The sequence below is a fragment of the Paracoccus sp. Z118 genome (assembly GCF_019061185.1).
Classification (GTDB): domain Bacteria; phylum Pseudomonadota; class Alphaproteobacteria; order Rhodobacterales; family Rhodobacteraceae; genus Paracoccus.
This window is the reverse complement of sequence record NZ_JAHQZU010000007.1, coordinates 131,663-145,112: the sequence shown is the minus strand read 5'-3', so window position 1 is coordinate 145,112 and position 13,450 is coordinate 131,663. Positions and strand designations below refer to the sequence as shown.

Genomic DNA, 13,450 nt, shown 5'->3' with positions numbered 1-13,450 from the left:
GGGGTCCCGCTCACCGCGTCACGCGCAGCGCGAGCGAGTGCAGCACCCGCGCCGTCGCGCCCCAGATGTAATAGGGCCCCCACGGCGCGACGAGATAGGAGCGCGTCACCCCCCGCCAGTCGCGTTGCTCGGTCCGGTATTGGCGCGGGTCGCAGATATGGGCGAAGGGCACGGCGAACACCTCATCCACCTCGCCCACTTCGCGGACGGGGGTGAAGTCGCCGTCGATCAGCGCCAGAACCGGGGTCATGGTGAAGCCGGTGACGGTGTGATGGCCGGGCATGGTGCCCAGCACCTCGACCTGCCGCGGCGGCAGGCCGACCTCCTCATGCGCCTCGCGCAGGGCGGCGGCGACCTCGTCCGCGTCGCCGGGATCGACCTTGCCGCCGGGCAGGGCGATCTGGCCGGGATGGTGGCGCAGCCCGCTGGCGCGCTTGGTCAGGATCAGCCGCCCGTGGCAGTCGAAGGCGATCAGCACACCCGCGGGCCGCGCGCCCAGGGTCGCCGGCATCGGCCCGTTCCCGGCGCCGTCATAGTCCGAGCTTGGCCCGGTCACATCGGCCCGCAGCGCGGCCAGCAGCCGCGCGCGGATGTCGCGGCCGGGCCCGCCGTCCATCACTCGGCCACCTCGATCGGGTTGCCCTCGGGATCGACCGACGCCTCGAAGCCGAGGCTGCGGGGGTCGAACTCGTAATGCGCGCCGCAGAACTGGCAGTCGGCGGTGACTTTCCCGTCCTCGGTCGTCATGTGGCCGATGTCCTTCGCGGAATAGATCGACAGCGTATTGCGGACCCGGTCGGCGCTGCACGAGCAGCCGAATTCCACCCGATGCGGGTCGAAGACGCGCGGGGTTTCCTCGTGGAACAGCCGCACCAGCAGGTCGGTCGGGGCGACGGTCGGGCCGATCAGTTCCAGCTCGTCCACGGTGGACAGCAGGTGGTTCGCGCGGGTCCAGTCCTCGGACTCGACGCCCTGCAGGATGTCGGCGGCCTCGATCAGCCCGCCGACGCCGCTGCCGCCTTCGCCGCCCGCACCCATCGGCTGCGCCGGAAGCGTCTGCAGCATGACGCCCCCCGCGCGCCAGCGCGAGCCGTCGCCGGGCAGGCGGTTCTCGCCATAGGCCAGCGCGAAGCTGGTCGGCAGCTGCTCGGACTGCGCGAAATACGTCCCCGCGCAGGCGGAAAGTGAGCCGGAGGCCAGCGGCGTGATCCCCTGATAGGGCAGGTTGCCCGCGCCCTGGTCGATGAGGATGGCGAAGTAGCCTTCGCCGATCTGCTCGAAAGCGGGGCGGTCGTCGAGGCGGTCCGCGTCGAAGCTGGCCCAGGCGCGGATGCGGGCGGGGCCGCCTTCCTCGGACGGGGCGTAGTAATCGGCGGCGATGGTGCGGATCGCGCCGTTGCCGCGCACCTGCAGGCTGAGCTTCCAGCGCAGCTTGACCGTGGGGCCGATCAGCGCCGTCAGCAGCGCGACCTCGGCCACCAGGGCGGCGACGGGGGCGGGGTAGTCGTGGCGTGACAGGATATGCTCCAGCACCCCGTCCAGCCGCGCGACACGGCCGCGCACGCCGGAGCGGTCGAGCTGGAAGGGCAGGACGGTATCGTCCCAGGCGATCTGGTTGATCTTGGTCATCTTGGCCTTTCGGAAACCTTGCCGCCCCAAGGCGGGCGGCGCTTGGGGGGCAATATAGGAAACGGCGGCGCGGTTCCCAAGGCGGGGCGGGGAAGCGGCGGCGGAGGGTGCCCGGACAGCGGACATGGCGGCCGACGGGCCTGATAGTCCAAGACTCAAGGACGATCGGGCGATGACCCCCGGTCCGCCCCAAGCGGACCGGGACGCGCCCGCCCGCCCACAGGCGGGCGCGTTCGCGCCCACCCGTGCGGTCGCGTCCCTCTGTCGAGCTGGCGTCCAGGTTTTGCTCGGAAACGCGCCTGACGCGCGTTTCCTTCAGCGGAGCCGTCGCAAGTCCGCGACGCCGGGACCGATCGCAGTTCAGTCCACCCACCCGCCGAGGTTCTCCGCCACCAGATCCGTCAGCAGCGCGATATGGGCGTCGTCGTCGTTGAGGCAGGGGACATAGGTGAAGCCCTTGCCGCCCGCATGCTCGAACGCCTCGCGGATCTCGCCGTTGATCTCCTCCAGTGTCTCGATGCAGTCCGTGGCGAAGGCGGGCGAGATGACGGCGATGTCGGTGATCCCGCGCTGCGCCAGCTCGGCGACGTGTTCGACCGTATAGGGCCGCAGCCACTCCTCGGAGCCGAAGACCGACTGGAAGGTGGTGTCCAGCGCATCCTCGGGCCAGCCGAGCCGTTCGGCCAGCAGCCGCGTCGTCTTCTGGCACTGGCAGTGATAGGGGTCGCCCTGCATCAGATAGCGTTTCGGCATCCCGTGATAGCTGCACACCAGCTTCTGCGGGCGATGGCCCTTCAACGTGCGCTCCACCGACTGCGCCAGCGCGTCGATATAGTCGGGGCGCTCGAAATACTCGGCCACTGTCCGCACGGCGGGCTGGCGGAACTGCTTCATCAGGGCCCGGAACAGCTGGTCGTTCGCCGTCGCCGTCGTCGCCCCCGCATACTGGGGATACAGCGGCAGGAACACGATCCGGTCGCAGCCCGCCTGAACCATCCGCGTCAGCACCGATTCCGTCGAGGGATTGCCGTAGCGCATGCAGAAATCGACCATCACCCGGTCGCCCCAGCGCGCCGCGCAGGCCTCGGCCAGCTTGCCGATCTGCTGCTTCGTCAGCGTCAGCATCGGGCTTTCGTTGGCATCGTTGTTCCAGATCGAGCGGTAGTTGGCCCCCGAGGTGAACGGCCGCTTGGTCAGGATGATCGCCTGCAGCAGCGGCTGCCATTTCCACGCCGGGTAGTCGATCACCCGCTTGTCGGACAGGAACTGGTTCAGATAGCGCCGCATCGACCAGTAGTCGTGCCCGTCCGGCGTGCCGAGATTGGCCACCAGCACGCCGACCTTCGCCTGCGGGATCGCCGGATGATCGGCCGGGGCGTGGTCGGGGCGGCTGGCGGCTGTGGTGTCCTTGGGCATCTGGTCCTCTGGCGTCTCGTTGCTGGGGGGCTCGGGGCTGGGGGCTATGTCACCCCGGCGGCGGCTTCAACGCCTCGGCCAGCGACATTTTCGCGCTGCCGCGGCGCAGCGGCTGCGGCTGGCTGGCATCGGGCGCCCATCCGGTCAGGACGACCAGATCGAAGCCCACGCGGATTCGCCCCGGCTCCTGCGGATCGGCGGCGATCTCGGACAGGATCTGCGCCGCGCGGGCGAAGAGCTCGCGGCGCGCGAAGTTGCGGTGCCGCAGGGCGAGCGCGTTGCCCTCGCCCATCGCCCGCAGGTCATGGGCGAGGTGGAAAAGATCGCGATAGCTGACCGCCTGCGTCATCTGGTCGGCCACCGGCAGCGCCAGCCCCGCCCGGCCCAGCAGCGCGCCGAGATCGCGGATTTCCCCGAACGGCAGGATGCGGGGGGAAAGCCCGCCGGTCAGCTCGATCTCGGCCTGGGCGAGCGCCTGTCGCAGCGGGGCCAGCGTGTTGCCCCCCGGCAGGATGGCGAGGAACAGCCCGTCCGGGCGCAGCGCGCGCGACGCCTGCACGATCTGGCCGACCGGATCGTCGGCCCAGTGCAGCGCAAGCGCGTGGATCACCAGATCGAACGCGCCGGGCGCGAGGTCCAGAACCGGATCGTCGGCCACGATCCGGGCGACGGGGAACGCCCCGGCCCAGGGGCCGGGCATGCCCGTCACGATCGCGGCCTCCGTAAACGTCCTGTTAATGTCCATCAGCCTATCCTGCACCTCGTCCAGCGCGAGCCGGTGCAGCCAGTCCTCGGGCGCGGGGGTGCGGGCGCGCTGGCGGATCAGCGCGGGACGGTCGGTCAGCCGGGGCGCGGAAGGGGAGGGATCGGTCATGGGATTGCAACTTAGGTCGCTTCGCGGCGCGATGAAAGCGGGGCTGCGGGTCATCTATCCGCCGCAATGCCTCTGCTGCGGCGAATCCGTGACCTCCGACGACGCGCTCTGCCCCCGCTGCTGGGCCGAGGCGCAGTTCATCGACGGCCCCGCCTGCGCCCGCTGCGCCGCGCCCCTGCCCAGCGACGGTGCGGGGCGGGCGGAGGAGCTGACCTGCGACGACTGCCTGACCATGGCGCGGCCCTGGGGCGCGGGCCGGGCGGCGCTGGTCTATGCCGGAACGGGACGCAAGCTGGCGCTGACCCTGAAGCATGGCGACCGGCCCGACCTCGGGCCGGCGCTGGGGCGCTGGGTGGCGCGGGCGGCGGCGGCGCTGGTAACGCCGGGGATGCCAAGGATGATCGTCGCGCCGGTGCCGCTGCACACCCGGCGGCTGCTGCGGCGTAAATACAATCAGGCCGGGCTGCTTTCCGCGCAGGTCGCGCGGGCGCATGGGCTGGTGCATGTGCCGGAGCTGCTCACGCGGCTGCGCCCGACGCCCGCGCAAGACCACCGAAGCGTTGCGGACCGATTCGCCAACATGGCGGGGGCGCTGGGCGTCGCCCCGCGCCATGCGGCGGCGCTCGCCGGGCGGCCGGTGCTGCTGGTGGACGACGTGATGGCATCCGGCGCGACGCTCGCCGCCGCGTCCGAGGCGCTGCTGGCGGCGGGCAGCGGGCCGGTGTCGGTGGCGGTGCTGTGCCGCGCGGTGAAGGAAGTATAGCCGCCCTTCGGTCTGGCGCCCGAATTTCGCGCATGCGCTGCACCCAGTCGGCGTGCTGCGGCGTTGCCCTTTCATTCCGCCCGAGTAAGCCGCATCTATCTTCAATGCTCAGAATATCCGACACCGTCACGATCCAGGACTGGGAGCTTTCCGAAAGCTTTACCCGCGCGCAAGGGCCGGGCGGGCAGAACGTGAACAAGGTCTCCACCGCCGTCGAACTGCGCTTCGAGGCGGCGCGGTCGCCGCATCTGCCCGAGCCGGTGAAGAACCGCCTGCGCCGGCTCGCCGGGCGGCGCTGGACCTCGGACGGGGCGGTGCTCATTCAGGTGCAGGACACCCGCAGCCAGGCCCGCAACCGCGAGATCGCCCGCGAGCGGCTGGCCGAACTCATCCGCCAGGCGCTGGTCGCCCCGCGAAAGCGCATCGCCACGCGCCCGACGCTGGGCAGCCAGCGCCGCCGCCTTGCCGCCAAGACGAACCGCGGCGTGGTCAAGTCGCTGCGCGGCCGCGTGGAGGCCGAGGAGTGATGGCAGGCGGGCTCCGGCGCATGCTCGGCCGCGTGCTCGGCGCGCCGCCGCCGCCGATGCAGGTCGGCGCGGTCTGCCTGCATCCGTCGGACGGCCGGGTGCTGATGATTACCAGCCGCGACACCGGCCGCTGGATCATTCCCAAGGGCTGGCCGATCCCCGGCCTGAGCCTCGCCGAAGCCGCCATGCAGGAAGCGTGGGAGGAGGCGGGCGTGCGCGGGCAGGCCGCCACGCGCGAGCTTGGCCGCTACCGCTACGACAAGCACCAGCCGCTCGGCTTCGCCGTTCCGGTCGAGGTGCGAGTGTTCCCGGTCACGGTGCGCGAACTGGCCGACGACTACCCCGAAGCCGCCGAACGCACCCGCCGCTGGTGGGAACCGATGGAAGCGGCGGATCTGGTGGCAGAGGCGCAACTGGGGCAACTGCTGCGCGGCTTGGGACGAGCGAAAGCCGGGGGGTGAGCACCGGGAAACGGTGGCCCTCCATGGTATGGTGAACCGGGTCAAACAGAGCGGGGGCGGTTAATTCCATCCTGCAGCACGGGAGCGGAGGCCGCCTCTGCGAGAGCAGGCTTTTGCCCGGCGGCGGGGTGAGCATCGGGAAACGGTGGCCTTCATGGAATGGCAAGCCCCGCCCCTCGCGCCGCAGGGTGAAAATTCCACCCTGCAACACCCGCGCCGGGGACACCCCGATCCGCGCAGTTTGTGCTCGAATCAAGGTGCTTTCGATTGTGCCAGCACCCCGCTCTCAGGCCATCCCACTTGCGAGCGGCCCGCAAGGAAGGCAGCCCCTGCGGTCCATCGCCGCCACTTCGCGACGATTGAACCAGCCGCCGCACGCCAGTAGCGTGCCGTGCATGATCCGATCCCCCCGCCAGCTCCATATTCTGGACAAGGATCTCGACCGCCTGTCCGCGGCCGAGCAGGCGGGATCTCAGTCGATGCGTCCCCTGGCGCGCGTCGGGCTGGCGGTCCTGTTCGTGGCGGTCGTGGTGGTGATCGCGGTCGCGGCGCTGCCGCAGGCGACCACGGGGCAGGTGACCGTGCTGGCGGGGGTGGCGCTCGCCGCCTATCTCGCGCTGGCGATCGGGGCCAACGATGTCAGCAACTCGCTGGCGCCCGCCGTTGGCGCTCGGGCGATCGGCATCGGCACCGGCCTTGCGCTGGTCGCGACGGCCGAGATCGCGGGCGCGGTCCTCGCCGGGCGCAAGGTCAGCGCCACGCTCAGCCTCGGGATCGTCGATCCGCGCCAGATGCTGGCGGGCGGCTCGGCCGCGCCGGTGATGCTGGCGGCGCTGCTGGCCGCGGCGATCTGGGTCAACATCGCGACCTGGGCGGGAGCGCCGGTCAGCACCACCCACTCGGTCGTGGGCGGGATCGCGGGGGCCGGAATGGCGGCGTTCGGCGCAACGGCGGTGAACTGGCCGGGCATCGCGATGATCGCGGGGGGCTGGATCGTCTCGCCGCTGGCCTCCGGCGCGCTGGCGGCGGGGCTGCTGGCGCTGATCCGCCAAAAGATCGACGACGCGCCCGAGCGGGACCGCGCGGCCCGGCGCTGGCTCTCCGGCATGATCGGGACGATGGCGGCGCTGGCGGCCGGCATCCTGCTCGGCGGTCATCTCGGACAGCAGACGGCGGTCACGCTGGGGGCGATGGCAGGGGCGGGCGGGGCGGCGACGCTTGCCGCGCGCCGGCACATGGCCCGCCGCTTCGCCAGTGCCGGAGAGGTCCGCGCGAAGTCGCGCGATCTCTTCGGCCTGCCGCTGGTGCTGGTGGCGGTGCTGATGGGCTTTGCCCACGGCGCCAACGATTCCAGCAACGTGACCGCGCCCCTGTGGCTCATCCTGGAGGCATCGGGCGAACAGGGCTCTGCCTTCGCGCCGGGCTGGATCTTCCTGCTCGCCGGGGGCGGGCTGGCGCTGGGGGCGCTGCTCTTCGGGCGGCGGCTGGTGGTGGTGGTGGGCAGCCGCATCACCCGGCTGAACCCGGTGCGCGCGTTCTGCGTCTCGCTGGCGACCGGCACCGTCGTGCTGGCCGCGTCATGGCAGGGCCTGCCGGTCTCGACCACCCATGTCGCGGTGGGCGGCATCTTCGGCGTCGGCTTCTTCCGCGAATGGGACGATGCCCGCCGCCACCGGCGCTACAAGCAGCTTCCGGTCGAGGAGACGCACCGCCGCACGCTCGTCCGCCGCGCGCATGTGCGCCGCATCCTGCTGGCCTGGGCGATCACCCTGCCCGCGAGCGCCGCGCTCGCCGCGCTGTTTTCCGCGGCGATGCAGTAGGAACGGGGGCGCCCCGCTGCTGCCGGGATCTTCTGTCTGTAAATATCCCGGGGTCCGGGGCAGCGCCCCGGTTCTTGCCGCTCAGAACGCCCCGAACGTCATCGTCGTCAGCGTCCGGCCGATTCCCGGAATGTCGAACAGGTTCTGGTCCAGCCAGCGGCCCACGTCTTGATCCTCGGGGATATAGACCTTCGCCAGCAGGTCGAAATCGCCCGAGGTGGAATAGAGCTCGCTCACCACCTCGCGCTGATAGATCGCGTCGGCGACCTCATAGACCTTGCCGGGGGTGCAGCGGAACTGGACGAAGACGGGGCGCATCGGACACCTGCTCTGAAACGGTCCGGCGCAGGTTAACGCGGGCGGGCGGCGCGGGTCCAGCCCGCCCGCCGGTCGGGGGCCCTTGCGAAGCGCGCCGTTCTGAACCACTGTCCCGCCATGACAGCCCGGACCGCCCGCACGATCGCCCGTGCCCGACGTTGACGCCGGGCGTCCTGTCCCGCCTGCCTTTCCCTTTCCGCCTTCATCGCCGTTCCAGCCGAGGAAATCCGCCATGATTCCGCCCGTCCTGCCGACCTACAACCGCGCCCCCATCGCCTTTGAACGGGGCGAGGGCGCCTGGGCCATCACGGCGGACGGCACCCGATATCTGGATCTCGGCTCGGGGATTGCGGTGAACTCGCTGGGTCACGCCAACCCCGATCTGGTCGCCGCGCTGACCGAGCAGGCGGGGCGGATCTGGCATGTCTCGAACCTCTACCAGATCCCGCAGCAGCAAGCGCTGGCCGAGCGGCTGGTCGCCGCGACCTTCGCCGACACGGTGTTCGTCACCAACTCGGGCACCGAGGCGGCGGAGCTGGCGATCAAGATGGTCCGCAAATACTGGGACCACGCGGGCGAGCCCGACCGGACCGAGATCGTGACCTTCGCCGGCGCCTTCCACGGCCGCTCGACCGGCGCGATCGCGGCGGCGGGGTCCGAGAAGATGACCAAGGGCTACGGCCCGCTCATGCCCGGCTTCCATCAGGTGCCGTGGGACGATGCCGAGGCGCTGCGCGACGCGGTGACGAGCCGCACCGCCGCGATCATGGTCGAGCCGATCCAGGGCGAGGGCGGCATCCGCCCGCTGGGCGACGAGACGATGGCGCTGCTCGCCGAGTTGCGCGAGACGACCGGCTGCCTGCTGGTCTTCGACGAGGTGCAATGCGGCATGGGCCGCACGGGGCGGCTTTTCGCGCATGAATGGTCGGGGGTCACGCCCGACATCATGATGGTCGCCAAGGGCATCGGCGGCGGCTTCCCCCTTGGCGCGGTGCTGGCCACCGAGGTGGCGGCGGCGCCGATGACGGCGGGCACCCACGGCTCGACCTATGGCGGCAACCCGCTGGCTTGCGCGGTCGGCTGCAAGGTCATGGACATCATCGCCGCGCCCGAGTTCCTGGCCGAGGTGAACCGCAAGGCGGGCCTGCTGCGGCAGAAGCTCGAAGGTCTGGTCGCGGGCCACCCGGACGTGTTCGACAGCGTGCGCGGGCAGGGGCTGATGCTGGGGCTGAAATGCAGGGTCTCCCCCTCGGAGCTGGTCGAGGCGGGCTATGCCGAGCGGCTGCTGACCGTCCCCGCCGCCGACGACACGCTGCGCCTGCTGCCGCCGCTGAACATCACAGACGACGAGATCGCCGAGGCCGTGACGCGGCTGGACCGCGCAGCGGCGCGGATCGAGGGGTAAGGGCAACCTGCCGGGCGGCGGGACTGCCGGCGGGTTGGTGAGGGGTGAATCTCACGGAACGCCGCGCTGCTGAGATTCACGCCGCTATTTCGCCGGGGACGGCGGGCTCGAAGAGGTGAGGCGTCGGAACGCAACTCCGCGCGGCGTGGGGCTCACCCCACCATTCCGCCAAATCCGTTTCAGTTCCCCGCTCTCCCTGCGGATCGGCTTTGACAACGCGGCCGGGGGCGGCATCAACTGCGCGTCACCAGCCGCAGCAAGGAGCCGCCATGAACCCCCTGATCCTCGATACCGACGGCGGCGTGGACGACGCGCAGGCGCTGCTGATGCTGCTGGCGAACGGCCGCGCGCCGGCGGCGATCACGACCGTCTTCGGCAACGTGCCGCTGGATCAGGCGAGCGCGAACATTCTTGCGGTGCTGGGCGTCGCCGGGGCGGCGATCCCGGTTCATGCGGGCGCGGAGCGGCCGCTGGTGCAGGAACCCGTCCACGCGCAGGAGATCCATGGCGAAGACGGCCTCGGCGGTGCGCCGCGCCCCGACGCCGTGGCCGAGATCGCCGGGCGCGACGCGCCGGGGGTGCTTTGCGCGGCGGCGTCGGAGGCGGCGGCGCGGGGCGGCAGGGTGGACCTGCTGATGATCGGCCCGCTGACCAATCTCGCGCTGGCGCTGCGGCGCGATCCGGCGATCGCTGCGGGCATCGGCCATGTCACGATCATGGGCGGCACCCTGAACGGGCGCGGCAACGTGACCCCCGCGGCCGAGTTCAACATCTACGCCGACCCCGAGGCGGCCGCCATCGTGTTCCGCGCCGGGCTGGAGGCGACGCTGGTCCCGTGGGAGGCCTGCACGTCCCATGTCATCGACGGCGCGGCGCTGGACGCGATGCTGGAGGCGGTGCCGGACAGCGCCCTGCGGCGCTTCGGCAAGGCGCTCGGGGACCACACGCGCCGCACCCATGTCGCGCGAGGCGGCGGGGACGTGATGGAGTATGTCGATCCGCTCGCGGCGGCGGTGCTGATCGAGCCGGGCATCGTGACGGGCGCGCTGGAGGCGAGCGTGGACGTGGCGCTGTCCGCAGGGATCACGCGGGGGATGACGGTGGTGGACCCGTCGGGCCGGCTGGGGACGCGGAAGCTGCGGGTGGTGGAGACGGTGGACCGTGCCGCCGTGCACGGGATTTACCGTCGCTCGCTCGGGGGGTGAGCGGGGTTGTCAGCCGGGCGGCTCTCGTCTCCTCGTCTCCTCGTCTCCTCGTCTCGTCGGCCTCGACTACGGCAATCGGCTTGGGTGGCGCCGGACGGACTCGAACCTGCCGACTGGACTGTCCACGGCTATCTGACGGCAACTTCCCCCATCCAGCGGGGCTGAACTCGTGCCATCTCCGCCGCAAGCCCTCCTGTGCCGCGACATCCCCCCGGTCCGCCCAGAGCGGACCGGGACGCGCCCGCCCGCCCCTTGGCGGGCGCGTTCGCGCCCACCCGTGCGGGCGCGTCCCTCTGTCGTGCTGGCGTCAAAGCTCCGCCCAGAAACGGGCTTGTGGCCCGTTTCCTTCAGCGGGTCCCGTTCATGCAGGCCGCTTCCAAGAAGGTGGGGGCGAGGCGCTCCCCTGGCCCCTTCCAATCTTCGGGCCGCTTGCCCGTCAACTCGCGGCTACCGGCAAGGCGCTCTGTTGCACACATAGCCTCTCGACCATGGATCAAGGGAACCGCCCCGCCCCGCCGGCGCTTGAGCCACGCAGCTGGGGGGTGCCCTTCACGCCGCGCTCCGCCCTCAGCACTGGTGCCCCGTGATCCCGCCCATTCCGCCCCCCAGCGAACCCGCCGCCGCCCCGCAACAGACCGATGTCGTCCGCCTCGCCGCCGCGCTGGTGATCGCCGCCATCGTCGTCGCGGCGCTCTATCTCGGGCAGACGATCCTGATCCCGCTCGCCATCGCTTTCCTCATCAGCTTCGTGCTGGGGCCGCTGGTCGGCTGGATGGCGCGGCGCGGGGTGCCGCGCATCCTCGGGGTGGCGCTCACCATGGCGCTGGTGCTGGCGGTGCTGGGCGGCATCGGCACGGTCGTCGGGGTGCAGGTCCGCAGTCTCAGCGAGCAGCTTCCCACCTACCAGTCCACGATCCGCGCCAAGATCGAGGATCTCGGCGCCCGGATGGAGGGGCCGGGCTTTCTGGAAGGCGCGCTCCGCACCGTCGATACCGTGCAGGAGGAGGTGGCCGAGGCTGTCGGCGGCGGCGACGAGGTGCCCGCGCAGCGCGTCCGCGTCATCCCCGAGCCGGTGTCCCCGTTCGAGACGGCGATACTGTGGCTGACGCCGGTTCTCGCCCCGCTGGTCACGGCCGGCATCGTGCTGGTCTTCGTGGTGCTGATCCTGCTGGATCAGGGCGATCTGCGGAACCGGCTGCTGCGGATGCTGGGCGGCAATCTCTACCGCTCGACCGACGCGATCGAGGAGGCGGGCAAGCGCATCTCGAAATATCTCGTCATGCAGCTGATCGTGAATGTCAGCTACGGCATCCCGATGGCGCTGGGGCTTTACCTGATCGGGGTGCCGGGCTGGCTGCTGTGGGGCGTTCTGGCCGCCGTGATGCGGTTCATCCCCTATGTCGGGCCGGTCCTGTCGGCGGTCTTCCCGCTGAGCCTCGCTTTCGCGGTGGACCCCGGCTGGAACATGGTGCTGCTGACCGCCGGGCTGATCCTGGTGCTGGAACTGGTGTCCAACAACATCGTCGAGCCGCTGCTCTACGGCACCAGCACGGGCCTGTCGGCGCTGTCGCTGATCGCCGCCGCGACCTTCTGGACCGCGATCTGGGGGCCGGTGGGGCTGGTGCTGTCCACGCCGCTGACCGTCTGCCTGCTGGTCGTCGGGCGCTACCTTCCGCAGCTTTCCATCCTTGAAACGCTGCTCGGCTCCAGCCCCGCGCTCAGCCGGCAGACCCGCATCTATCAGCGCCTGATCGCCAACGATCCCGACGAGGCCATCGAGATCGCCGAGGACGTGATCGAGGAAAGCTCGGTCGCCGAGTTCTACAGCGACGAGGGGATGGAGGTGCTGCGGCAGGCCAGCACGGATTACCTCAACAACGCCCGCGCCGAACACCGGCTGCGGATCGCGAGCGGCATGGACACGCTGCTGGACAGCCTGCGCGAGGAATACCCGGCGGACATCCCCGAGGATGCGCCGCCCCGCGTCGCCTGCATCGCCGGCAAGTGGGAGCTTGACCGCCTCGCCTGCGAGATGCTGGCCCATGCGCTGCGGCTGGACGGCATCGCCGCGACCGAGCGGGCGGCGGGCAGCATCACGTCCCGCCACGTCGCCGGGCTGGAGCTGGAGGGGGTGGAGGTCGTGCTGCTGAGCTTCTTCAGCCGCCAGCCGGATGCGGCCGCCCGCAACCTCGCCCGCCGCATCCGCGCCCGCTGGCCAGGGGTGCAGGTCGTGCTGGGTTTCTGGGGCGTGCCGCAGGACCAGCTTGACGGCAGGCGGCGCGAGGCGCTGGGGGCGGATGCGGTGGTCGCCTCGATCGAGGAGGCGGTGGCGCGGATCGTCCGCATGGTGACGCATGCCGAGGGCGCGGCAGAGGTCGTGCAGGACCCGCAGGCCGCTGCGACCCGGACCGAGGCGCTGCGCGGCGTCGCGCTGGACGATGCGGACCTGCGCGAGGATCTGGACGATCTGGCCAAGCGCGCCGCCGATGTCTTCGACATGCGCGCCGCCGCGATCCTCGCCATCGAGGCCGAGCATGAGCTGGTCATCGGCGCCAGCCGCGACCTGCCCGGCGCGCGCACCAGCGACGGGCGCGACCTGATCCTGCTGCCCCACGCCGCCCCGATCGCCGCGCAGCTGCTGGCGGACGGCGAGGCGCTGATGGTTCCCGACATCGAGCGCGACCCGGATCTGGCGGAAAACCCCGTGCTGCGAAGCTGGTCGGCCCGCGCCTTCGCCGCCGCGCCGATCCGCCGCACGGACGGCGTGATCCTCGGCGCGCTGGCGCTGATCCACGGCGAGACGCGGGCGCTGGACGAGGACGAGATGCGGCTGCTGGAGTCGCTCGCCGCCGAGGTGGCAGAGCGGCTGACCGGCGAGGCGGCGCATCCGGTCAGCGAGCCGGAACCGACGCAGCCATCGGCGCTGCTGGGGCAGCAGGTGCCGGAGTAGCGTTTCGTGCTTGGGCCCGGACGCCGACCGCTCGGCAACTGTCGCCGGCCTCGCCGGAATCTGAAGCCGGAGTTCCCATTTG

Annotated in this window: 12 protein-coding genes; 7 read left to right on the top strand and 5 right to left on the bottom strand. The window is 71.2% G+C overall.

The features are described 5' to 3' along the window. Nucleotides 1–10: 10 nt before the first annotated feature. From KTN05_RS08325 to KTN05_RS08310, 4 genes are all read right to left on the bottom strand, one after another. Nucleotides 11–616 carry a CoA pyrophosphatase gene (locus tag KTN05_RS08325; RefSeq protein WP_217328919.1) on the bottom strand — a complete coding sequence of 202 codons (606 nt, stop codon included), beginning with the start codon at nt 614–616 and terminating at the stop codon, nt 11–13. Further along, nucleotides 616–1,629 (bottom strand): Hsp33 family molecular chaperone HslO, encoded by a 1,014-nt coding sequence (locus tag KTN05_RS08320; protein WP_217328918.1) that lies wholly within the window; start codon nt 1,627–1,629, stop codon nt 616–618. Before KTN05_RS08320 ends, KTN05_RS08325 begins: the two co-directional genes overlap by 1 nt. A gap of 360 nt (nt 1,630–1,989) precedes the next feature. Then, complete coding sequence (gene hemH, locus KTN05_RS08315; protein WP_217328917.1) at nt 1,990–3,045, bottom strand: ferrochelatase; 1,056 nt, start codon at nt 3,043–3,045, stop codon at nt 1,990–1,992. Between the two features lie 49 nt (nt 3,046–3,094). Beyond that, nucleotides 3,095–3,919 (bottom strand): methyltransferase domain-containing protein, encoded by an 825-nt coding sequence (locus KTN05_RS08310; protein ID WP_217328916.1) that lies wholly within the window; start codon nt 3,917–3,919, stop codon nt 3,095–3,097. Between KTN05_RS08310 and KTN05_RS08305 the strand changes: the two genes are divergently transcribed. From KTN05_RS08305 to KTN05_RS08290, 4 genes are all read left to right on the top strand, one after another. Continuing rightward, nucleotides 3,918–4,682, top strand: a complete 765-nt coding sequence (locus KTN05_RS08305; RefSeq protein WP_254368073.1) for a double zinc ribbon domain-containing protein — start codon at nt 3,918–3,920, stop codon at nt 4,680–4,682. The genes KTN05_RS08310 and KTN05_RS08305 overlap by 2 nt on opposite strands. A gap of 104 nt (nt 4,683–4,786) precedes the next feature. After that, nucleotides 4,787–5,209: an alternative ribosome rescue aminoacyl-tRNA hydrolase ArfB gene (gene arfB / locus KTN05_RS08300; RefSeq protein ID WP_217328915.1), complete on the top strand. Its 423-nt coding sequence runs from the start codon at nt 4,787–4,789 to the stop codon at nt 5,207–5,209. Between the two features lie 20 nt (nt 5,210–5,229). Further along, complete coding sequence (locus KTN05_RS08295; RefSeq protein WP_254368072.1) at nt 5,230–5,670, top strand: NUDIX hydrolase; 441 nt, start codon at nt 5,230–5,232, stop codon at nt 5,668–5,670. A 395-nt stretch (nt 5,671–6,065) separates the two neighbouring features. Next, nucleotides 6,066–7,490: an inorganic phosphate transporter gene (locus KTN05_RS08290; RefSeq protein ID WP_217328913.1), complete on the top strand. Its 1,425-nt coding sequence runs from the start codon at nt 6,066–6,068 to the stop codon at nt 7,488–7,490. Nucleotides 7,491–7,571: 81 nt separating this feature from the next. Here the strand turns inward: KTN05_RS08290 and KTN05_RS08285 are convergent, their stop codons facing one another. After that, nucleotides 7,572–7,808, bottom strand: coding sequence for an Lrp/AsnC family transcriptional regulator (locus KTN05_RS08285; RefSeq protein WP_217328912.1), 237 nt, complete (start codon nt 7,806–7,808; stop codon nt 7,572–7,574). A 232-nt stretch (nt 7,809–8,040) separates the two neighbouring features. Between KTN05_RS08285 and KTN05_RS08280 the strand changes: the two genes are divergently transcribed. From KTN05_RS08280 to KTN05_RS08270, 3 genes are all read left to right on the top strand, one after another. Beyond that, nucleotides 8,041–9,213 carry an aspartate aminotransferase family protein gene (locus KTN05_RS08280; protein ID WP_217328911.1) on the top strand — a complete coding sequence of 391 codons (1,173 nt, stop codon included), beginning with the start codon at nt 8,041–8,043 and terminating at the stop codon, nt 9,211–9,213. Between the two features lie 269 nt (nt 9,214–9,482). Then, complete coding sequence (locus KTN05_RS08275; protein WP_217328910.1) at nt 9,483–10,418, top strand: nucleoside hydrolase; 936 nt, start codon at nt 9,483–9,485, stop codon at nt 10,416–10,418. Between the two features lie 583 nt (nt 10,419–11,001). Next, a complete protein-coding gene (locus KTN05_RS08270; RefSeq protein WP_217328909.1) occupies nt 11,002–13,368 on the top strand; it encodes an AI-2E family transporter in 2,367 nt (788 codons plus the stop codon). Nucleotides 13,369–13,450: the final 82 nt, after the last annotated feature.

Coding starts and splice junctions, on each gene's coding strand:
- KTN05_RS08280 (WP_217328911.1), top strand. CDS start 8,041: ATGATTCCGCCCGTCCTGCCGACCTACAACCGCGCCCCCATCGCCTTT.
- KTN05_RS08285 (WP_217328912.1), bottom strand. CDS start 7,808: ATGCGCCCCGTCTTCGTCCAGTTCCGCTGCACCCCCGGCAAGGTCTAT.
- KTN05_RS08290 (WP_217328913.1), top strand. CDS start 6,066: ATGATCCGATCCCCCCGCCAGCTCCATATTCTGGACAAGGATCTCGAC.
- KTN05_RS08275 (WP_217328910.1), top strand. CDS start 9,483: ATGAACCCCCTGATCCTCGATACCGACGGCGGCGTGGACGACGCGCAG.
- KTN05_RS08320 (WP_217328918.1), bottom strand. CDS start 1,629: ATGACCAAGATCAACCAGATCGCCTGGGACGATACCGTCCTGCCCTTC.
- KTN05_RS08295 (WP_254368072.1), top strand. CDS start 5,230: ATGCTCGGCCGCGTGCTCGGCGCGCCGCCGCCGCCGATGCAGGTCGGC.
- KTN05_RS08305 (WP_254368073.1), top strand. CDS start 3,918: ATGGGATTGCAACTTAGGTCGCTTCGCGGCGCGATGAAAGCGGGGCTG.
- arfB (WP_217328915.1), top strand. CDS start 4,787: ATGCTCAGAATATCCGACACCGTCACGATCCAGGACTGGGAGCTTTCC.
- hemH (WP_217328917.1), bottom strand. CDS start 3,045: ATGCCCAAGGACACCACAGCCGCCAGCCGCCCCGACCACGCCCCGGCC.
- KTN05_RS08310 (WP_217328916.1), bottom strand. CDS start 3,919: ATGACCGATCCCTCCCCTTCCGCGCCCCGGCTGACCGACCGTCCCGCG.
- KTN05_RS08325 (WP_217328919.1), bottom strand. CDS start 616: ATGGACGGCGGGCCCGGCCGCGACATCCGCGCGCGGCTGCTGGCCGCG.